At 63.7% G+C, this 19401-nt stretch carries 16 protein-coding genes and 2 pseudogenes; 11 read left to right on the top strand and 7 right to left on the bottom strand.

The window, feature by feature from the left end:
* Window positions 1–80: 80 nt before the first annotated feature.
* From greA to BA022_RS06850, 3 genes and pseudogenes are all read left to right on the top strand, one after another.
* Window positions 81–557 (top strand): transcription elongation factor GreA, encoded by a 477-nt coding sequence (greA, locus tag BA022_RS06860; RefSeq protein ID WP_011805595.1) that lies wholly within the window; start codon window positions 81–83, stop codon window positions 555–557.
* An 11-nt stretch (window positions 558–568) separates the two neighbouring features.
* Window positions 569–981, top strand: a pseudogene (locus BA022_RS06855) (DUF4149 domain-containing protein).
* A gap of 6 nt (window positions 982–987) precedes the next feature.
* Window positions 988–1869, top strand: coding sequence for a Kdo hydroxylase family protein (locus tag BA022_RS06850; protein ID WP_088886981.1), 882 nt, complete (start codon window positions 988–990; stop codon window positions 1867–1869).
* Between the two features lie 61 nt (window positions 1870–1930).
* On the opposite strand, the gene BA022_RS06845 is transcribed toward BA022_RS06850, so the two are convergent.
* Together BA022_RS06845 and BA022_RS06840 are read right to left on the bottom strand one after the other, a co-directional pair.
* Window positions 1931–2698 carry a glycosyltransferase gene (locus BA022_RS06845; protein ID WP_088886980.1) on the bottom strand — a complete coding sequence of 256 codons (768 nt, stop codon included), beginning with the start codon at window positions 2696–2698 and terminating at the stop codon, window positions 1931–1933.
* 11 nt (window positions 2699–2709) lie between these two features.
* Window positions 2710–3183 (bottom strand): YhbY family RNA-binding protein, encoded by a 474-nt coding sequence (locus tag BA022_RS06840; protein ID WP_011805591.1) that lies wholly within the window; start codon window positions 3181–3183, stop codon window positions 2710–2712.
* 77 nt (window positions 3184–3260) lie between these two features.
* On the opposite strand from BA022_RS06840, the gene BA022_RS06835 reads away from it, so the two are divergent.
* The 4 genes and pseudogenes from BA022_RS06835 to glmM all read left to right on the top strand — a co-directional run bounded on the left by BA022_RS06835 (window position 3261) and on the right by glmM (window position 8255).
* The gene (locus BA022_RS06835; protein ID WP_088888540.1) at window positions 3261–3923 is read left to right on the top strand and encodes an RlmE family RNA methyltransferase; all 663 of its coding nucleotides are present in this window, start codon (window positions 3261–3263) and stop codon (window positions 3921–3923) included.
* A 143-nt stretch (window positions 3924–4066) separates the two neighbouring features.
* On the top strand, window positions 4067–5986 hold the full coding sequence (gene ftsH, locus BA022_RS06830) for an ATP-dependent zinc metalloprotease FtsH (RefSeq protein ID WP_088888539.1): 1920 nt from the start codon (window positions 4067–4069) through the stop codon (window positions 5984–5986).
* 71 nt (window positions 5987–6057) lie between these two features.
* On the top strand, window positions 6058–6909 hold the full coding sequence (folP, locus tag BA022_RS06825; protein ID WP_088886979.1) for a dihydropteroate synthase: 852 nt from the start codon (window positions 6058–6060) through the stop codon (window positions 6907–6909).
* Between the two features lie 12 nt (window positions 6910–6921).
* Window positions 6922–8255: pseudogene (gene glmM / locus BA022_RS06820) on the top strand (phosphoglucosamine mutase).
* A 67-nt stretch (window positions 8256–8322) separates the two neighbouring features.
* Here the strand turns inward: glmM and BA022_RS06815 are convergent.
* Window positions 8323–10545 (bottom strand): EAL domain-containing protein, encoded by a 2223-nt coding sequence (locus BA022_RS06815; protein WP_088888538.1) that lies wholly within the window; start codon window positions 10543–10545, stop codon window positions 8323–8325.
* 229 nt (window positions 10546–10774) lie between these two features.
* On the opposite strand from BA022_RS06815, the gene BA022_RS06810 reads away from it, so the two are divergent.
* From BA022_RS06810 to BA022_RS06800, 3 genes are all read left to right on the top strand, one after another.
* Window positions 10775–11611: a GNAT family N-acetyltransferase gene (locus BA022_RS06810; RefSeq protein ID WP_088886978.1), complete on the top strand. Its 837-nt coding sequence runs from the start codon at window positions 10775–10777 to the stop codon at window positions 11609–11611.
* A gap of 116 nt (window positions 11612–11727) precedes the next feature.
* Window positions 11728–13899 carry a polyphosphate kinase 1 gene (ppk1, locus tag BA022_RS06805; RefSeq protein WP_088886977.1) on the top strand — a complete coding sequence of 724 codons (2172 nt, stop codon included), beginning with the start codon at window positions 11728–11730 and terminating at the stop codon, window positions 13897–13899.
* The gene (locus BA022_RS06800; protein ID WP_011805583.1) at window positions 13896–14360 is read left to right on the top strand and encodes a SixA phosphatase family protein; all 465 of its coding nucleotides are present in this window, start codon (window positions 13896–13898) and stop codon (window positions 14358–14360) included. The genes ppk1 and BA022_RS06800 overlap by 4 nt, the downstream gene beginning before the upstream one ends.
* Window positions 14361–14411: 51 nt before the next feature.
* On the opposite strand, the gene BA022_RS06795 is transcribed toward BA022_RS06800, so the two are convergent.
* The 4 genes from BA022_RS06795 to BA022_RS06780 form a co-directional block, all read right to left on the bottom strand.
* Window positions 14412–14846 carry a hypothetical protein gene (locus BA022_RS06795; RefSeq protein WP_041838820.1) on the bottom strand — a complete coding sequence of 145 codons (435 nt, stop codon included), beginning with the start codon at window positions 14844–14846 and terminating at the stop codon, window positions 14412–14414.
* A gap of 65 nt (window positions 14847–14911) precedes the next feature.
* Window positions 14912–16393, bottom strand: coding sequence for a Ppx/GppA phosphatase family protein (locus tag BA022_RS06790; protein ID WP_011805581.1), 1482 nt, complete (start codon window positions 16391–16393; stop codon window positions 14912–14914).
* A gap of 84 nt (window positions 16394–16477) precedes the next feature.
* Window positions 16478–17611, bottom strand: coding sequence for an ABC transporter substrate-binding protein (locus tag BA022_RS06785; RefSeq protein ID WP_088886976.1), 1134 nt, complete (start codon window positions 17609–17611; stop codon window positions 16478–16480).
* Window positions 17612–17642: 31 nt separating this feature from the next.
* Window positions 17643–18134: a fasciclin domain-containing protein gene (locus tag BA022_RS06780; protein ID WP_088886975.1), complete on the bottom strand. Its 492-nt coding sequence runs from the start codon at window positions 18132–18134 to the stop codon at window positions 17643–17645.
* A gap of 200 nt (window positions 18135–18334) precedes the next feature.
* On the opposite strand from BA022_RS06780, the gene pstS reads away from it, so the two are divergent.
* The gene (gene pstS, locus BA022_RS06775) at window positions 18335–19375 is read left to right on the top strand and encodes a phosphate ABC transporter substrate-binding protein PstS (RefSeq protein ID WP_088886974.1); all 1041 of its coding nucleotides are present in this window, start codon (window positions 18335–18337) and stop codon (window positions 19373–19375) included.
* Window positions 19376–19401 lie beyond the last annotated feature (26 nt).

Raw genomic sequence — 19401 nt, 5'->3', positions numbered from 1 at the left:
AATCGCCCTTGATTTGTGAGACCGCCGCGCGGCAACGCGCGGCGGTTTGCTTTTTGCATCTGGAATCTGGAGACTGACCCATGGCCACCATTCCCATCACCAAGCGCGGCGCAGAGAAACTCAAGGAGGAACTGCACCGCCTCAAGACCGTCGAGCGGCCCGCCGTAATCAGCGCCATTGCGGAGGCGCGCGCGCAGGGCGATCTGAGCGAGAACGCCGAGTACGAAGCCGCCAAGGACCGCCAGGGCTTCATCGAAGGCCGCATCATGGAGATCGAAGGCAAGCTGTCGGCGGCCCAGATCATCGACCCCTCGGCGCTGGACGCTGGCGGTCGCGTGGTCTTCGGCGCCACGGTGGAGCTGGAGGACGAGGACACGGGCGACGCCGTGAAGTACCAGATCGTGGGCGAGGACGAAGCCGACTTGAAGCACGGCCTGATCAATGTTTCCAGCCCGATCGCGCGCGCGCTCATCGGCAAGGAAGAGGGCGACACGGCCGAGGTGCAGGCGCCTGGGGGCGTGCGGCGCTACGAAGTGGTGGCCGTCAGCTACATCTGAGGGTGCACGCCATGCGCGAACGCCTGCCCGTGCTGGCTGCGGCCCTGTGGTGGGGTAGCCTCACGGCCATGGGCTTCGTGGCCGTGCCGATGCTGTTCGTCTACCTGCCCACGCCGAGTATGGCGGGGCAGATGGCAGCCCGTTTGTTCGAGGCGCAGACTTATATTTCGATAGCGTGTTGCGCTTGTCTGTTGGTACTTTCCAAAAGAAAACACGCGGAAACGAGGAACAGTGGGCGCGAGCAGCTATGGTTTTTGTGATCCTCGGCCTGCTGCTGGCCTTGCTGGTGCAATATGGCGTGGCGCCGCGCATCGTGGCGCGCCAGAACCTGCGGCTGTGGCACAGCGTGGGCAGTGCCATGTATCTGGTGCAATGGCTCTGCGCGGGCATCACGTTGTGGAAAACTGCCAGGCAAGGAGGGTGAGCGAGCATGGAATCCCAGGTCGTACGCATCGAATCCCGTGATTGGTCGGTACCGGGGACCGACGCCTGGCGCGCTGCGCTGGAGGGCGGCAAGGTGCTGTTCTTTCCCAACCTCGCCTTCGAGGTGCAGCCTGAAGAGCGCGCCCTGCTGCGGCCTGACATCCGCGACCCTGGTGCGCGCAACATCAGCCTGAATGTCGACGGCAGCCTGAAGGGCGCGGTGGGCGACGCTGCCACCCAGGCGCAGTTGACGGCCATGATCACGCGCTTTCGGGCGCAGGCGCTGGGCTTGATCGAGGCGCTGCTGCCGCATTACACCTCTGCGCTGCGACTGGCCCCCACCAGCTACCGGCCGATGCAGGTGGAAAGCCGCCAGCAATCCTGGCGGGCCGACGACCGGCGGCTGCACGTGGATGCGTTTCCCTCGCGTCCCAACTATGGCGAACGCATCCTGCGCGTGTTTGCCAACGTCAACCCCGACGGGGCGCCCCGTGTGTGGCGCGTGGGTGAGCCCTTCGAAGCCATGGCGCGTAAGTTCCTGCCACGCGCCAAGCCGTATTCGGCGTGGCAGGCCAAGGTGCTGCAGGCGCTGCGTGTGACCAAGTCCTTTCGCAGCGAGTACGACCACCTGATGCTGCAACTGCACGACGGCATGAAGGGCGACCTGGAGTACCAGCGCACCAGTCCGCAGGAAACGGTGCCGTTTCCTGCGGGTTCGGTATGGGTGTGCTTTTCGGACCAAGCCACGCATGCGGTCATGTCCGGCCAATACATGCTGGAGCAGACATTGCACCTGCCCGCGTCGCATGCGTATGACCGGGAAGCGAGCCCCTTGGCGATCCTCACGCGATTGACGGGCCGGCAGTTGCACGGCGTTCCGACGGCCTAACCGGCGCCTTGGCGCTGACGGTTCCTGTCCGCCCCGCTTCATGGCGGGGCTACCTCGTCCGTCATTCGTGCCAGTGGCGCGCCACCCAGCGTGCGGGCTGGATGTGGTGAAAGCGCTTGTTGCGCCGTCCCTCCAGCGCATCCGGCGGATTGCATTCGCCGTGGAAGATCATGATGCGTGCGCCTTCGGGCACGAAGGGCTCGCGCCAGTAGTTGCTCGGCCACACGGGAATGCCGTCGTACTTGAAGCTCGGGCACCAGCCTTCAGGCCAGTACGACAGCTTGCCCTGGGCATGCAGGAAGCGTGACAGAAAGGCCTGCTCGTTGCGATAGCTGGCCTGCACCTCGTCGATGTGCGTGCGGAAGTACGCCAGCACATCGGCATGCGCGCCCAGTTCAAAGCGGTAGACCGAGGAGTTGCCCGTGATCCGCTGGCCAAAGCGCCAGAAACGGGGGTAGTCGTGGATGATGAGAAATTCACCCGGCTGCTCGAAGAAGGGATCCAGCCCGCCCACGATCACCACGTCGAGGTCGAGGAACAGCGCTGTGCCGCGCAGGCCGTGCAGGTCGGCCTCGAAGGTCGTGAGCTTTTTCCAGGCGCCGTCCCGCTGGCCGGGGGCCAGTTGCAGATTCAGCGGCGGGATGGGCAGGCACTGCACCTCGGGGCGTATGCCTGCATCGTCGTCCGTGAGGCAGACGAAGTTGAACTCGCCACTCAGGTGGCGGCGCACCATGGCGTAAAGACGGTTGACGTACTCGGGGCCATATTTCGTGCCCCACTTCATGCAAAGGATGTGGCGCTGGTGCTGCTGCGGCTGCGGTGCGTTCATGGGATCTAGGGTCAATCGGCCTGGCGTTTTTTCACCGACTTCTGCTTGGGCTTGGCACGCTTGATCTGCCCGCCAGGCGTCAGACGCTGGTTACCCAGCACACGCAGTTGCTTGACCTCGGGGCGCTGGCCGCCGCGCTTGCTGAACTTGAGTACCTTCACGTCGCGGGGACCGGGCATGCGGTCTTCGTCGATGGCTTTCTCTTTCGCAGGAATGGGCCGCCACAGCACCAGCAGCTTGCCGATATGCTGGATGGGTGCGGCGTTCAGCGCATCGGCCAGTTGCTGATACATCTCCTCGCGTGCGGCGCGGTCGTCGTTGAAGACGCGCACCTTGATGAGGCCATGGGCCTTGAGTGCGGCATCGATCTCCTTTTGAACGGCGGCCGTAAGTCCGTCGCCACCGATCAGGACCACGGGGTCCAGATGGTGGGCATTGGCGCGGTGTTCCCGGCGCTCGGCGGGAGTCAGTTGAATTTGAGGCATACCCGTATTATCTCAACGCCCCGGCAATGGCCGGCATACTGCTGTCCCCCGATCCGGGGCGGCGCACCGATCTATCCATGAAAGCCCAGACCAAAAGCAAGAAGGTGAACAAGGCGTGGCTCCACGACCATGTCAACGACACCTACGTCAAGCTCGCCCAGAAGGAGGGCTACCGCGCACGCGCCGCCTACAAGCTCAAAGAGATCGACGAGCAGCTCGGGCTGATCAAGCCCGGCCATGTGGTGGTGGATCTCGGGTCGTCTCCGGGGGCCTGGAGCCAGTATGTGCGCCGGCGGTTGTCGCCGGACGGGGCTGCCGTGGGGCAACTCAACGGCGTCATCATCGCGCTGGACATTCTGCCGATGGAGCCGATTGAAGGCGTCACCTTTTTACAGGGGGATTTTCGGGAGGATGAGGTGCTGGCACGCTTGCAGGAGGCCGTGCAAGGGCGGCCCGTGGATGTGGTGGTGTCGGATATGGCGCCCAATCTGTCGGGCGTGGAGTCGGTGGATGCCGTGCGTATCGCGCACCTGATCGAGCTGGCGGTGGACTTTGCCGTGCACCATCTGAAGCCTGAGGGGGCACTGGTTGTGAAGCTGTTCCACGGCAGCGGTTACTCCCAGCTGGTGCAACTCTTCAAGGACACCTTTCGCGTGGTCAAGCCGATGAAGCCCAAGGCCTCGCGCGACAAATCATCGGAGACCTTTCTGGTGGGCATGGGGCTCAAGCGTCAAGGTTGACCGCAGCGCCTTGACCATGGCCTGTGCCGGGGTTAATGGGCGGTGCTGGCGGGTTGAAACGCCTAAAATGAACCCCAATTGCGTTAGGACGTTTCCATGACAGTGTCGTGGCCGGCCTCCCACTTCTGAATCTGGAGTTCCGCTTGAACAATCAGTGGTTTTCAAAAGTCGCCGTCTGGCTGGTCATTGCCATGGTGCTCTTTACGGTGTTCAAACAATTTGACACCCGTGCGGGCGCGGGCGCCGGAACCATCGGCTATTCGGAATTCCTGGAAGAGGTGCGCAGCAACCGCATCAAGAGCGCGACCATTCAGGAAGCGCAGGGCGGCACCGAGATCGTGGCGGTCACCAATGATGACCGCCGCATCCGCACCACGGCCACCTACCTCGACCGCGGCCTCGTGGGCGATCTGATCAACAACAACGTCAAGTTCGACGTCAAGCCGCGCGAAGAAGGCTCGCTGCTCATGACCCTGCTGGTCAGCTGGGGCCCGATGCTTCTGCTGATCGGCGTGTGGGTGTACTTCATGCGCCAGATGCAGGGCGGCGGCAAGGGTGGTGCCTTCAGCTTCGGCAAATCGAAGGCGCGCATGCTGGACGAGAACAACAACACTGTCACCTTCGCGGACGTGGCGGGCTGCGACGAGGCCAAGGAAGAGGTGAAGGAAGTGGTCGACTTCCTGAAGGACCCGCAGAAATTCCAGAAATTGGGCGGCCGCATTCCGCGCGGTTTGCTGCTGGTCGGCCCACCCGGCACCGGCAAGACGCTGCTGGCCAAGTCCATTGCGGGCGAGGCCAAGGTACCGTTCTTCAGCATCTCGGGCTCCGACTTCGTGGAAATGTTCGTTGGCGTGGGTGCGGCGCGTGTACGCGACATGTTCGAGAACGCCAAGAAAAACGCCCCCTGCATCATCTTCATCGATGAGATCGACGCTGTGGGTCGTCAGCGTGGCGCTGGCCTGGGCGGTGGCAATGACGAGCGCGAGCAGACACTGAACCAGATGCTCGTCGAGATGGACGGCTTCGAGACGAACCTGGGCGTGATTGTGGTGGCCGCCACCAACCGTCCTGACATCCTGGACGCCGCCTTGCTGCGCCCCGGCCGTTTCGACCGCCAGGTCTATGTGACGCTGCCTGATATCCGTGGGCGTGAGCAGATCCTGGGCGTGCACATGCGCAAGATCCCGGTGGGTCAGGACGTGAACCCCGCCATCATCGCGCGCGGAACGCCCGGCATGTCCGGCGCAGACTTGGCCAACCTGTGCAACGAAGCAGCGTTGATGGCTGCACGGCGCAATGCGCGCACCGTGGAGATGCAGGACTTCGAGAAGGCCAAGGACAAGATCATCATGGGCCCCGAGCGCAAGACCATGGTCATGCCCGAGGAAGAGCGCCGCAACACGGCCTACCACGAAGCAGGCCATGCGCTGATCGGCAAGTTGCTGCCGAAGTGCGACCCGGTGCACAAGGTCACCATCATTCCGCGCGGCCGCGCGCTGGGCGTGACCATGAGCCTGCCCGAGAAGGACCGCTACTCCTACGACAAGGAGTACATGCTGAACCAGATCGCCATGCTGTTCGGCGGGCGCATCGCCGAAGAAGTGTTCATGAACCAGATGACCACGGGCGCCAGCAATGACTTCGAACGCGCCACGTCCATCGCGCGCGACATGGTGATGCGCTACGGCATGAGCGAGGCCCTGGGGCCCATGGTGTACGCGGAGAACGAAGGCGAAGTGTTCCTGGGCCGTTCGGTGACCAAGACCACCAATATCTCCGAAGAAACCATGCAGAAGGTGGATGCCGAGGTGCGTCGCATCATCGACGAGCAGTACGGATTGGCACGCCGCCTGATCGAAGAGAACCAGGACAAGATGCACGCCATGGCGAAGGCCATGCTGGAGTGGGAAACCATCGATGCCGAACAGCTGGACGACATCATGGCCGGCCGGGCGCCTCGCCCGCCCAAGGACTGGACGCCGCGCACCCCTCCTTCGGGTGGTGATGGTTCCAGCGGCGGCACTCCGGCCGTCAAGCCGGACCCGGCGCCCTCCGCCGCCTGACAGCGGTTTGGCATGAAGAACGGGGCCTCGCGCCCCGTTTTCTGTATTTCACGGCTCTCACTCACTCACGCATGCGCTGGCAAACCACACGTTTCGACGTGGACCTCACGCGTCCCCAGGTCATGGGGATCGTAAACGTCACCCCAGATTCCTTCTCAGACGGCGGCCGGCATGTTGATACGCGGGGAGCGTTGCGGCACTGCGAGCAGCTGATCAAGGATGGCGCGGATATCCTGGACATCGGCGGCGAATCCACGCGCCCGGGTAGCCCGGCGGTGCCGCTGGAGCAAGAGCTGGCGCGCGTCGTGCCGCTGGTGGCGGAGGCGGTGCGCCTGGGGGTGCCGGTCTCGGTCGACACCTACAAGCCCCAGGTCATGCAGGCGGTGCTGGACCTGGGGGCGGACATCGTCAACGACATCTGGGCGTTGCGCCAGCCAGGTGCGGCCGGGATCGTCGCCGCCCATCCGCGCTGCGGCGTGTGCCTGATGCATATGCACCGGGACCCGCAGACCATGCAGGCCACGCCCATGGAGGAAGATGTGGTGCCGTCAGTGCTCTATTTTTTGGAGCGCTCAGCGCAGGAACTGCGAGCGCTGGGCGTGGAAAAGGCCCGCATCGTACTCGACTATGGCATTGGGTTCGGCAAGACAGTCGAGCAAAATTTCGCCCTGCTGGCCCGCCAGCCCGAGCTCCTGGCCTTAGGCTACCCGTTGCTGGCCGGCTGGTCGCGCAAATCGTCCATCGGTTCCGTCACTGGCCTACCTGTGCACGAACGCATGGCACCAAGCGTTGCCGCGGCCGTGCTTGCCGTGGAGCGCGGTGCGCGGGTGGTGCGTGTGCATGACGTACGCGAGACCGTGGCGGCGCTGGCGGTGTGGAGCGCGATGCGGCAGCAGGACACCGGCGCCGCCATTTCCCAGTAACCAAGGAATTTCATGACCCGCAAGTATTTCGGCACCGATGGCATCCGCGGCACGGTGGGGCAGTCGCCCATCACCCCGACTTCGCGCTGCGCTTGGCACATGCGGTAGGGCGTGTGCTGCGCCGCACGCAGGAGCGTCCCACGGTGCTCATCGGCAAGGACACGCGCATCTCCGGCTACATGCTGGAAAGCGCGCTGGAATCGGGCTTCAACTCGGCGGGTGTGGATGTCGTGCTGCTGGGGCCGCTGCCCACGCCGGGCGTGGCCTACCTCACGCGTGCCCAGCGTGCGAGCCTGGGCGTGGTCATCAGCGCCAGCCACAATCCCTACCCCGACAACGGCATCAAGTTCTTCAGTGCGCAAGGCACCAAGCTGCCCGACGCATGGGAAGAAGAGGTGGAAGCCGCCCTGGAGCAACCGCCCGTGTGGGCCGATTCCGCATCGCTGGGCAAGACGCGACGGCTGGATGACGCCGCCGGCCGTTACATCGAATTCTGCAAGAGCACTTTTGCCAACGACCTCACGCTGCGGGGCCTGAAGATCGTCGTGGATGCCGCACATGGCGCGGCTTATCACATCGCGCCCAAGGTGTTCCATGAACTGGGGGCCGAGGTGCTGGCGATCGGGTGCGCGCCCGATGGGCTCAACATCAACGATCAGGTGGGCGCCACGCATCCGGACGCGCTGGTGCGAGCCGTGCGTGCCAACCATGCTGACTACGGCATTGCGCTGGACGGCGACGCGGACCGCGTGCAAATGGTGGATGCGGCGGGGCGGCTTTTCAACGGTGACGAACTGCTCTACGTGATGGTCGCCGCCCGGCTGGCGCGCGACGAGCATGTGCCCGGCGTGGTCGGCACCTTGATGACCAACATGGCCGTGGAAGAGGCTCTGCAGCGGCGCGGCGTGAAATTCATGCGCGCCAAGGTAGGGGACCGCTATGTGCTGGAAGAACTCCAGCGCCAGCATTGGCTGTTGGGCGGGGAGGGCTCGGGCCACCTGCTCGCGCTGGACCGGCACACCACGGGCGATGGCCTGATCAGCGCGTTGCAGGTGTTGCAGGCGTGCGTGCGCAGCGGCAAAACGCTGGCACAGCTGCTCGCGGACGTGCCGTTGTTTCCCCAGGTGTTGCTCAACGTACGCTTGAACCCGGGACAGGACTGGAAAACCAACCCTGTGCTCGCGGATGCCATCCGCGACGCAGAGGCTGAACTGGGCGCCCATGGCCGCGTGCTGGTACGCGCCAGCGGCACGGAGCCACTGTTGCGCGTGATGGTGGAGGCACGTGAGGCCGAGCAGGCGAACCGCTGCGCACAACGCATGGCAGACGCGGCGCGTGCGGGCTGATTTGCTATTGTTGCTGTAGCTGCTTGCGCTTGATAGACGGGCGCTACAGGCACTTTTGAGTGTTCATTCAGGCAGGGCGCTGCAGCAGATACTGCTGCAGATGCGGGGCCCCCAGGGGCCGGCTGAAATAGAAACCCTGGGCTTCATCACAGCCCTGTTCGCGCAGGAACGTCAGTTGATGGGCGGTTTCTACCCCCTCGGCCGTGGTGCGCATGCCCAGCGCCTGCGCCATGCGGATGATGGCGCTGACGATGGCGCGGTCGTTGCCGTCATGGTCCAGGTCGCGCACGAAGGACTGGTCGATCTTCAGCCGGTAGATCTGGAATCGCTTGAGATGGCTCAGCGACGAATAGCCGGTACCAAAGTCATCCATCGACAGGCGCACGCCTTTGGCGTGGAGCTGGTCCATCGTCGCGATCGCGGCGTGGGGGTCCGCGACGGCCACGTTCTCGGTCAGCTCCAGCTCCAGCAGGTGGGGCTGCACTCCGTACTCGGCGAGGAGCCGGTCCACCAGCTCCAGCAACTGCGGCTGGCGGAACTGCACGGCGGACAGATTCACTGCCATCGTCAGGGCCGGAAGTCCCTGGCTATGCCAGGTGCGCAACTGCGCCAGCGCCGTGCGCAGCACCCACTCGCCAATGGGCAGGATTTGCCCAGTGTCTTCTGCCACCGGAATGAATTCTGCCGGCGATACCGCGCCCAATTCTGGGTGATGCCAGCGCAGCAGCGCCTCCACGCCGCAGACCCTGCCCGTCGCTATGGACACCTGGGGTTGGTAATGCAGCGACAACTGGTTGCGCTCCAAAGCCCGCCGCAGCGCGTTGGTCAACTGCAGCGCTCGGGCCGACTGCGCCTGCATCGTGGGCGTGAAGAACCGGAAGCTGTTGCGTCCGTCCGCCTTGGCGCGGTACATCGCGGTATCGGCCGACTGGATCAGGGTCTCGAAATCGCTCCCATGCTCAGGAAAGAGCGCAATCCCCATGGACAGGGCCAGCGACAATTCATGGTGCTGGATGTGCACGGGCTGCAGGGCTGCTTCCTGCATCTTGGCCGCCACCCGCGCGGCGCCTTGCGCGTTGGCGCCGGGTAGCAGGAGCACGAACTCGTCACCCCCTAGGCGCGCCACGGTGTCCCTTTGCCGCACCGTGGTGCGCAGGCGCTGTGCGATTTCCACCAACAGTGCATCGCCGATGCGATGGCCCAGCGAGTCGTTCACGTGCTTGAAGTTGTCCAAGTCCAGGAACATCACGGCCAGGGGCGCACCGGACTCTTGCGCGTGGCGGATCGCGTCCTGACCGCGCTCGGCCAGAAGGACGCGGTTGGGCAGTTCGGTGAGGGCGTCGTAGTGCGCCATCCAGTAGATACGTTCCTGGTCGCGTTGACGGTCCTGGATCTCGCGGTGCAGGTTGCCCACTGTCTCCTGCAACTCGCGCGTGCGGTCGCGCACTTGCTGCTCCAACTCGCCATGCATGTCCGCGAGCTGCCTCTGAATGCGCAATCGCTCGCTCACATCCATCACGATCCAGATGGAGCCCTGCGCGACATTTGACGGATCGACGGCCTTGCTGCGTACCTCACATTCAATGGCGCGCCCATCGCGGGTGCGCAAGACCATCTGGCCTTCGAAGGCCTGTCCCTGCACCAGCGGCGCATAGCAGCGCACCCCGGCTTCGTGCCAGTCTTCATCGCTCAAATACCACCGCCGCGACGAGGACCCTGCCAGTTCGCCCGGGCCGTACCCCAGGATCTGCTCGAAATGGCGGTTGCACCGTGTCATGCGCCGCTCTTGCAGGAAGACGATGCCCACCATGGCACTGTCGAACAGCACCTGCTTTTCCCACAAGGCCGCCTGCAACTGCGCCTGAGCACGCTTTTGCTCATCGATGTCGTCGATGATCCAGATGGACCCTTCGCGGCTGTCCCGGGAGTTGATCAATCGCCCGGTGAGGTGCGCCCAGAACAGTTGGCCGTCGCAGCGTTTCAGCTGGCGCTCCGTGCGATACGCCTGACCACGCGCGAGGGTCGGATAAGCGGCGCGGCCGAGTTCGCGGAACGCTCCCCGGCTTGGGTGCAGGGCTTCGCTGCTTCGGCCAATCGCGTCTTCGGGCGAGGGTAACCCGAAGATCTCGGCGCAGCGCTGGTTGCACCGCACCAAAGCGCGGTTGCGAATGAACACGATCCCGACACCCGCGCTGTCCAGCAAGGTCTGCTGTTCGCGCAGGACGCGCTGCATCGCCCCGGGAGAAACCTGCCCTGGGTCCTGCGCCAGGGCGGTGGACGGATGCGACATGGACAGCAGTCCGAAGATGGTGACGTTGGAAATCCTGATTTGTAGCAAATTGTATCGCGGCGGGGCGTTTTCGGCCATCTCTTTTGGCAGGGTTAGTCCCATGACACAAAGTCGCCACGAAGGCGACACCGCGCCGTCACGGGCCGTATGCACAGTCATGTCCAAGGAATGCGGTGCTCCGGCATCTTCGGGCAGGCACGCGTGGTCCTTGCGACATCAGGAGTGCCCAATGAGCGACTTGCCGAACCCCACCATGCCCTTGAGCCCCGGGACCCTTCCCAGGGGGTCACTTCACCGCCCACGCAGCACGGAAGGTGTGGGCCACGGTGCAGCGCCGCACGGCGGTGTGGAGGTGGCCTGGGCGCGGCATCTCGATGAAGTCCGTGAAGCGCAGCGGTTGAGATTCGATGTATTTGCCTCGGAAATGGGCGCACGTCTGCAGACCGCGCTGCCCGGCCATGATGTGGACCTCTTTGACGACTACTGTGAGCATCTGCTGGTGCGCGACACGCAGTCGCGGCAAGTGATCGGCACCTACCGGGTCTTGACGCCTGCGCAGGCCCAGCGCGTGGGCAGCACGTATAGCGATACCGAGTTCGACCTGACACGCCTGCGCGGCCTGCGTGAGCGCATGGTGGAACTGGGCCGCAGTTGCGTTCACCCCGACCATCGCCATGGCGGCGTCATTCTTGCGCTGTGGGGCGCACTGGCGGACTTCATGGCCCGCAACCGGCTGGACACGATGATCGGCTGCGCCAGCATCCCGATGCTGCACGGCGGCATTGTCACGGGCGACGTGGCCGCGAGCATCTGGCACCAGTTGCGCCAGACGCATCTCGCGCCCATCGAATACCATGTCTTGCCCCGCTTGCCGCTGCCTGTCGAGCACCTGGACAGCAGCAAGGATGTGGAGCCGCCAGCGTTGATCAAGGGCTATTTGCGCCTGGGTGCCAAGATTCTGGGAGCGCCTGCCTGGGACCCGGATTTCAACACGGCCGATCTGCCCATGCTGATGCGCCTGACGGATCTCCCGCCCCGTTATCGCAAGCACTTCCTGGGGCATTGACGGACACCCCTTGAATGAAGGGGATTCCGTATACGCGTGACAGAAACAAGTCAGTGTCATGAATTTGTCATTGGCATCGCAAATACTGGTGGTCACTCTTTCTTCTGTGTACTCCCATGTCCTCTCCTGTGACCTCGTCCGCTGTTTCTCGTCAGATTGAGGAGAAGCCGGATGTTGAAGTGGAAAGGGAGGAGGGCACCGCCGCTCTGCCCGCTCCGGTGCGTGCCGTGCCGTTGCTGGACCGTGACCACAGCATTCTCGCTTTCAATGAACGGGTGCTGGACTGGGCGATGCGGGAAGACGTGCCGCTGCTGGAGCGGTTGCGCTACCTGTGCATCGTTTCTTCCAACCTTGATGAGTTCTTCGAAGTACGTGCCGCTGCCCATCTTGCCGCGGCGGACGGTGGTGAAGCCAAGCAAGGCTACAGCCTGCATTCGTTTGAGGCGCTGGCACGCAAAGCCCACGATCTGGTCGAGCGGCAATACGCCCTGTACAACCATTCGCTGATTCCCGCGTTTGCCGCGCAGGGCATACGCATGGTCTCGCATGGCGAGCGCACGGCGGCGCAGCGGCGGTGGGTGCGTGAGTATTTCCAGCGCGATGTGCGCCCGCTGCTCATTCCGGTGGGGTTGGATCCGGCGCACCCATTTCCCCAAGTGGCGAACAAATCCCTGAACTTCATCGTGCGCCTGCGCGGCAGCGATGCCTTCGGGCGTGAAAACGAGATCGCCATTGTCAAAGTGCCGCGCGTATTGCCGCGCATCATGCGCCTGCCCGCACATGTGGCGCCCACGGGCATGCAGTTCGTCAGCCTCTCCAGTATCATCCGCACGCACCTGGCGGACCTGTTTCCGGGCCGCGAGGTGTACGAATTTTCGCAGTTCCGCGTCACCCGTCACTCGGACCTCGCTGTGGATGAGGAAGACGTGCGCAACCTGCGCACCGCCCTGCGGCAGGGACTGCAGCAGCGGCACTTCGGTCAAGCGGTGCGCCTGGAGGTTTCTTCCGGTTGCTCGCGATTTCTGGCCGAATTCCTGCAATCCCAGTTCGCTCTGCCTGCCGCGGCGCTGTATCGGGTGCATGGCCCCGTCAACTTGGTGCGGTTGGTGCAGATGGTGGAACTGATTAATGTGCCAGCCTTGCTGTTCCCTGCGTGGCGCGCGGCATGGCCAGTGCAATTGCCGCGCTCCAGCTCCATCATGGCGGAGCTGCGCCGCAGAGACCTGCTCATCCACCAGCCTTTCGAGAGTTTTGACGGAGTGCTGGCATTCCTGCGCGAAGCGGTCAACGATCCGCAGGTGCTGGCCATCAAGCAAACTATCTATCGCACGGGCTCGGATTCGGAACTCATGGAGCTCCTGCGTGAGGCGGTGCGTCGCGGCAAGGAGGTGACGGCAGTCGTGGAACTGAAGGCACGCTTTGACGAGGAGGCCAACATCAACTGGGCCGAAGCGCTGGAGTCCATCGGCGCGCAGGTGGTGTATGGCGTCGTGGGCTTGAAGACCCATGCCAAGATGCTCTTGGTGACGCGCCGCGAAGGAGGGCGCCTGCGGCGCTACGGGCACCTGTCCACTGGCAATTACAACCCACGCACGGCCCGGCTCTACACCGATCTAAGCTATCTGACGGCGGATGCGGACCTGACGGCGGACATGGATCTCGTCTTTGACCATCTGGCCAATCAGAACCGGCTGCCACCGTTGAAGCAGTTGGTCATGGCGCCCTTCGACCTGCACCCGTTCCTGTTGGAGCAAATCGAGCAGGCAGGGCTGGCGGCTGAGCGCGGCGAGGGCGGCCGCATCGTCGCCAAGATGAACGCGCTGACCGATGAGGCATTGGTGCAGGCGCTCATCCGTGCGGGCCAGCGTGGCGCAAGCGTGGACCTCATCGTGCGCGGCGCATGCATCCTCCCCGCACAGGTGGCGGGCGCCACGGAGAACATCCGGGTGCGTTCCGTCATCGGTCGCTTCCTGGAGCACACGCGCGTGTTTTACTTCCGCAGCGGTACGCGGGAAGACCTTTACCTGTCCAGCGCTGATTGGATGAACCGCAACATGCTGCGCCGCGTGGAACTGGCGTGGCCGGTGACGGACAAAAAGCTGCGCCAGCGCATCATTGACGAATGCCTTGTGGCCTACCTGCACGACAACCGTGATGCGTGGAGCCTGGAGAGCGATGGCAGTTATTCCCGCGCGCCGCATGTGCTGGATGGCGCGGGAGCCCAAAATGCCCTGATGGCGCGCTACGCCCCCGTAGCTGCGCCCGTGCCCCGGAAAGAAAGCGCATGACGGATCTCATACTTTGGCGCCATGCCGAGGCGGAAAATGCCGGTGAGAACGAAGACGACCTGGACCGGCCGCTGACGCAGCGTGGCGAAAAACAGGCGGCGCGCATGGCGGTGTGGCTCGATCGCCAACTGCCCGACGGATTGCGCGTGCTTGCCAGCCCCGCACGGCGTACTGAGCAGACCGCAAAAGCACTGGGCCGCAAATACAAGCTGCGTGCAGAACTGTTGCCCGGCGGACAACCGGATGAGCTACTGGAACTGGCCCAGTGGCCGCGTTCGCGGGGGGCAGTGCTGGTAGTGGGCCATCAGCCAATGCTGGGGCAAACGGTGGCGCGGCTCCTGGGATTGCGTGCCGATGAATGTTCCATCCGCAAGGGAGCTGTGTGGTGGCTGCGCCATCGGCAACGACAGGATGCCAGCGAGACCATCCTGCTTGCGGTGCAATCGCCCGAATTCCTGTAGCTGGAGCGCAGGACAGGGCAGGCGATCTTCCAACCTGCCTTGCAAAGCAGACTATTTCTTGTCCGACTTAGGGCGCCCGGTCTTGATTGCGGGTATGGACTGCATTGCCTTTTGCAGGGTGGCATCGTCCAGTTGCGACAATACCTTGAGGCCGGCCCGCAGTAACTCGCTCTTCTTGGCAGGTGTCGACAAGCGGGCCGTGCGTTCCTTCAGCGTTTCGATGACGGCGTACTCGTCCTTCGGGATGGTGAAGCTATCGCGCACCAGCTTGGGCTTCTTGGCCTTCATGTCTTTTTCTTTGTCGGCCACAGATGGCGCCGCCTTGGTGGCCGCTTTGAGGGGCGCTTTTACGTGTGCCTTGGAAGGCTTTGCCGGCGACCTCTTCGGCGAAGCCGCTGGCGCTTCTGTTGCCAGATCTTTTGCCGGAGCTGGAGCCGGGGCCTGCGCGGCCGGGGCCGCTGTGTCGGTAGCGGGAGTTCGTGCCATATATCTTGCCTGATTGAAAAACGATATAAACAGTTTATATCGTTTTATGTTGCGGCGCCATCACATCAAGAAAGCTCGGTCACGAATTCCCATGGCGTTTTTTGCCAGGCATCGGATTCTTCCCGCAGCAGGTGTGCAGACTGCGGATAGGCCGCTGCCCAGCCGGTGCGCGACTGCACGGTACAGCGGCGGCCTTCCACCTGCAGATGGATACCTTCTACGTCTGGAGGGCGCCGCGCGTGGCAGAGGGCCACTGCTGCGCGCAGGCACATGAGCTGCAAGGCAAAGACCGGATCGGCGAGATTCGCGGCTTCCAGCTTGCGCACCTTCCCCCGGTGGCCCAGCACCAGGAGCCCCAGATGGTGCAGTTCGGGCAAGGCAAAGCCGGCTGCATCCGTATGGTCCAGGATGTAGGCGCCGTGATGGTGGTAGTCGCTGTGTGAAATGCGGCATCCGATCTCGTGCAGGCAGGCGGCCCAGCCGAGCTTGCGGGCGGCACGTTCGCTGCCTTGCGGGGAAGCCTCGCGGAACAGGCGGCAGGCCAGTTCGGCAACGCGCTCGGCATGGGCGTGGTCCACCGTAAAACGATGCATGAGCGAGCGCACGGTAGCTGAGCGCAAATCCGTTTCGGGCTGGTCGCGGTCCAGAAGATCGTAGAGGGCACCTTGGCGCAGAGCGCCTTGCGCCACGGTCATGCGTTCGATATCCAGCAGATCAAAGATCGCACGCACGATGCTGACGCCCCCTCCAATCACCGCCTTGCGGTCGTCCTTGAGGCCGTCCAATCGCAGGCGGTCTACATGGCGTGCACGCATCAGCTGGTCCTGCAGCCAGTCGAGGCCCTCCCGGCGGATCACACCCTCCTCACCGCCAGCGGCAGCAAGGATGGAGCCAACGGCCCCGACGGTGCCTGATGAGCCATAAGCCACATCCCACGTCTGGCGCCGGTAACTGTCCATCGCCTCGTCCAGCACGGCCTTGGCGGCGATTTCAGCGGCTTCGAAAGCGTGGCGCGTGAAGGAACCGTCAGCGAAGTAGCGGGCAGACCAAGCCACGCTGCCCACGCGGTAGGACGCCACGGTACCTGGCGTGAACTGCTGCCCCAGAATCAATTCCGTCGAGCGACCGCCGATGTCCACGACCAGGCGCTTTTCGTCGGATTGCGGCAGCAGTCTTGCCACGCCCTGGTAGATGAGCCGCGCCTCTTCAGGCCCGGATACGACGTCGATGGGAAAGCCCAGAATCCGGCTTCCTCGGGTAATGAATTCTTCCCGGTTGCGTGCCTCGCGCAAGGTTTGCGTCGCCACCGCACGGACATGAGCGGCTGGAAAACCCGCAAGCCGCTCTGCAAACCGGGCAAGGCAATCCCAGCCACGCTGCATGGCGTCCTGCGTGAGGTTGCGGTCCTCATCGAGGCCGCCGCCCTGGCGAACGGTTTCTTTCAGGTATTCGACACGGCGGATCTGCCCGTGTTCGAGGCGGCCGATTTCCAGGCGAAAGCTATTGGAGCCCAGATCCACGGCTGCCAGCAGTATTCCATCTTGCATGGGGATGCACGCTGTGCGCAGGTTTTCCAGCGGTGCAGCATAGCATCGGCGCCGGGGAGAAAACGACTGCAGGGCGGCCACGTCTCAGCCCACGATGCGTCCGTCGGCCGTGAGCATGCTTTGTGTGACGTGGGTATTGGCCAGGCGTCTGTCTTCGTAGGCCACCAGGTAGCCGCCGACCTGGATTTCCACACGTTTACGCAACGCGGCGAGAACGCTGGCGCGTGTGACTGGCCCGGCCACCGACTGCAGCACCTCTGCGGTATACCGTGCGGCGATGAAGCCCGCCAGCCCCTGGGGCGAGGGGGGCTCGTCGTAGAGCTTGGCCATGACCTCGCGGTAGTTGCGTACGATGGACATGCCGTGCGACACCAAGGGAACCGGTTGCGTGGCGATGACGGAAATGCCGCGCGGAATGCCACCCAACTGTGCCAGCACCTGCAGATTCGCATCGGCAAGGGCCACTACATAGCATTGCCGGCCCTGGGGCAGGGTCAGATGTCTTACATATTCGTGAAGCTCCGGAGTGCCCCCGATGAACAGCACGATGGCGGGGGGAATTCCGCGTTGCTCCTGGGGCGAGAGGGGCTGGATGCGCAACCCCATGGCCTTGCCCACTTCGGTGACCAGACCCTGCAACTGCTGCTGGAGTGTCGCATTGGCGTAGACCGCACCTGCCTGTTGCACTCCCATGACCGCGAGAGAGCGAATGGCATGGGTCATCTGGGCCCGGTAATTGGGAAAGATGGGAAAGACGGTGTCGCTGTCGTCCTTCCATTGCCGCAAGAGCCACGGTGCCAGGTGGGCCAGTGCGGCCTCGCCCGTCTGAAGGGTGGCGATGGCGGCCGCCGTGCTGTCCCCCACGCACCCGGACAATGCCACACACGCGGCGTTGTCGTGTGCCGCCTTCCAGGCCGTGCGAACCGCGGCAGCCGACCCGTCGGTCTCCACCACCACATGCTGGACGGAGCGGCCGCGAATGCCGCCGCCACGAGCGTTCAGGTCCGTCCATGCAGCCCGGGACCCGATCAGGAAGTCGCGGCTGACGTCCTGGTTCTGTGGCGACAGATCCACGATCTGTGTGACTGCGAGAGCGCGTTGCTCCTGCGCCCGCGTGACGGGCGCATATGCCGCTGCGCCGATGGCGCAGGCAGCGCCCGCCGCCTTCAACAGGGCGCGCCGCTGCAATCGCAGGCTGCAAGAAAGGGGAGGATGCATGGTCTGGAAGGACAGGTTGGCGTGGAGCGGCTTACTTCTTGCGGGGAGGCACCAGCACGCGATCAATCACGTGCACGACACCGTTGCCCGCCTTCAGGTCGGCCTGTTCCACCAGGGCGTCCTCCACGGTCACAAAGTCTGCGGCGCGTGCCAGAGCAATGTCCGAGCCCTGCAGGGTCTTCAGCTTGCCGGCCTTGGCGCTTGCGGTGACGTGGGCCGGCACGATGTGGTAGCTCAGCACGGCCTTCAGCTGTTCCTTGTCGTTCTTGAGGGCGTCGCGCGTCTTCGCAGGAAGCGCCTGGAAGGCTGCATCGCTGGGGGCGAAAACCGTGTAGGGGCCGGAGCCGTTCAGCGTGGCTGCCATGCCTGCGTCGGCGACCAATTGGTTGAAGGTGCTGAGGTTCTTGGTCTTGGCAACCACGCCGCCCACCGTGTTAGGGGCAGACGCGGGGGTAGAGCAGGCGCCCAGGGTCGCGACGATCGCGAGGACCAGGGTGGTTTGAAGAGTCAGGCGACGGAACATGTGGTTCTCCCGTAGAGGTGTGTTTGTTACCGACTGTTGTCGGTGGCGGGAGCGTACGTTCCCCGTGCGACAGTTCCGTGACAAGGAAGTGGGGCAGCGCTGCGGACGGTGTATGACGGTCAAGAATGAATGTCACGGTGATGTCACAAACGGCTTCTAGAGTCGCGGCATTGAGTTTTTTCAACCAAGAGGTCTCTTCCATGAAACTCTCCGCGATTCGCGTTCTGGTGTCTGGTGTTGTGGCAATGGGCGCGTTTTCTGGCGCCTGGGCACAGCAGGAAGCAACGGGCGCTGGCGCCAGCTTCCCTGCACCCCTGTATTCCAAGTGGGCGGCCGACTACAACAAGGCCACGGGCGTCAAGATCAACTACCAGTCCGTCGGCTCGGGCGCCGGTCTGCGTCAGATCGAGGCCAAGACGGTTGATTTCGGCGCTTCCGATGCGCCCCTGAAAGACGAAGAATTGGCCAAGAAGGGGCTCGTGCAGTTCCCTACCGTGATCGGCGGTATCGTTCCCGTGGTGAACATCAAGGGTATTCAGCCCGGCCAACTCAAGCTCAACGGCCAACTGCTCGGCGACATCTATCTGGGCAAGATCACCAAGTGGAACGACGAAGCCATCAAGGCCTTGAACCCGGGCCTGAACCTGCCTGATGCCGCCATCGCCCCGGTGCGCCGTGCCGATGGCTCCGGCACCACCTTCGGTTTTACCAACTACCTGAGCAAGGTGAACGCCGAGTGGAAGGCCAAGGTGGGCGAAGGCACTGCCGTGAACTGGCCCACCGGCGCGGGCGGCAAGGGCAACGAAGGCGTGGCCGCGTTCGTGGGACGCCTGCCCAACTCCATCGGCTACGTGGAGTACGCCTACGTGAAGCAAAACAAGCTGACGTTCGCGCAGATGCAGAACAGCGCTGGCAACTTCGTGTCGCCTGATGAGGCCACCTTCAAGGCCGCCGCCGCGGGTGCGGAGTGGACCAAGAGCTTCTACCAGATCCTGACGAACCAGCCCGGCAAGGATGCATGGCCGCTCACCTCGGCCACCTTCATCTTGATGCAGAAGTCGCAGGACAAGCCGGTGCAGGCTGCTACGGCACTGAAGTTCTTCGAGTGGGCATACAAGTCGGGCGACAAGACCGCCTCTGACCTGGACTATGTGGCCATGCCGGAAAATGTGAAGGCCGTGATCATGAAGTCGTGGGGCGAGATCAAGGACACTTCGGGCAAATCCATCGCCCTGAAGTAAGCTGAGACGGTGGTCCGCCCTCCCGG

The sequence above is a fragment of the Diaphorobacter nitroreducens genome, from assembly GCF_002214645.1.
Lineage (GTDB): Bacteria > Pseudomonadota > Gammaproteobacteria > Burkholderiales > Burkholderiaceae_C > Diaphorobacter > Diaphorobacter nitroreducens.
The sequence above is the reverse complement of the archived record's forward strand: the minus strand, read 5'-3'. Positions and strand labels throughout refer to the sequence as shown.

Coding starts and splice junctions, on each gene's coding strand:
- pstS (WP_088886974.1), top strand. CDS start 18,335: ATGAAACTCTCCGCGATTCGCGTTCTGGTGTCTGGTGTTGTGGCAATG.
- folP (WP_088886979.1), top strand. CDS start 6,058: ATGCGCTGGCAAACCACACGTTTCGACGTGGACCTCACGCGTCCCCAG.
- BA022_RS06815 (WP_088888538.1), bottom strand. CDS start 10,545: ATGTCGCATCCGTCCACCGCCCTGGCGCAGGACCCAGGGCAGGTTTCT.
- BA022_RS06785 (WP_088886976.1), bottom strand. CDS start 17,611: ATGCATCCTCCCCTTTCTTGCAGCCTGCGATTGCAGCGGCGCGCCCTG.
- BA022_RS06835 (WP_088888540.1), top strand. CDS start 3,261: ATGAAAGCCCAGACCAAAAGCAAGAAGGTGAACAAGGCGTGGCTCCAC.
- greA (WP_011805595.1), top strand. CDS start 81: ATGGCCACCATTCCCATCACCAAGCGCGGCGCAGAGAAACTCAAGGAG.
- BA022_RS06780 (WP_088886975.1), bottom strand. CDS start 18,134: ATGTTCCGTCGCCTGACTCTTCAAACCACCCTGGTCCTCGCGATCGTC.
- BA022_RS06840 (WP_011805591.1), bottom strand. CDS start 3,183: ATGCCTCAAATTCAACTGACTCCCGCCGAGCGCCGGGAACACCGCGCC.
- BA022_RS06850 (WP_088886981.1), top strand. CDS start 988: ATGGAATCCCAGGTCGTACGCATCGAATCCCGTGATTGGTCGGTACCG.
- ppk1 (WP_088886977.1), top strand. CDS start 11,728: ATGTCCTCTCCTGTGACCTCGTCCGCTGTTTCTCGTCAGATTGAGGAG.
- BA022_RS06790 (WP_011805581.1), bottom strand. CDS start 16,393: ATGCAAGATGGAATACTGCTGGCAGCCGTGGATCTGGGCTCCAATAGC.
- BA022_RS06795 (WP_041838820.1), bottom strand. CDS start 14,846: ATGGCACGAACTCCCGCTACCGACACAGCGGCCCCGGCCGCGCAGGCC.
- BA022_RS06845 (WP_088886980.1), bottom strand. CDS start 2,698: ATGAACGCACCGCAGCCGCAGCAGCACCAGCGCCACATCCTTTGCATG.
- BA022_RS06800 (WP_011805583.1), top strand. CDS start 13,896: ATGACGGATCTCATACTTTGGCGCCATGCCGAGGCGGAAAATGCCGGT.
- BA022_RS06810 (WP_088886978.1), top strand. CDS start 10,775: ATGAGCGACTTGCCGAACCCCACCATGCCCTTGAGCCCCGGGACCCTT.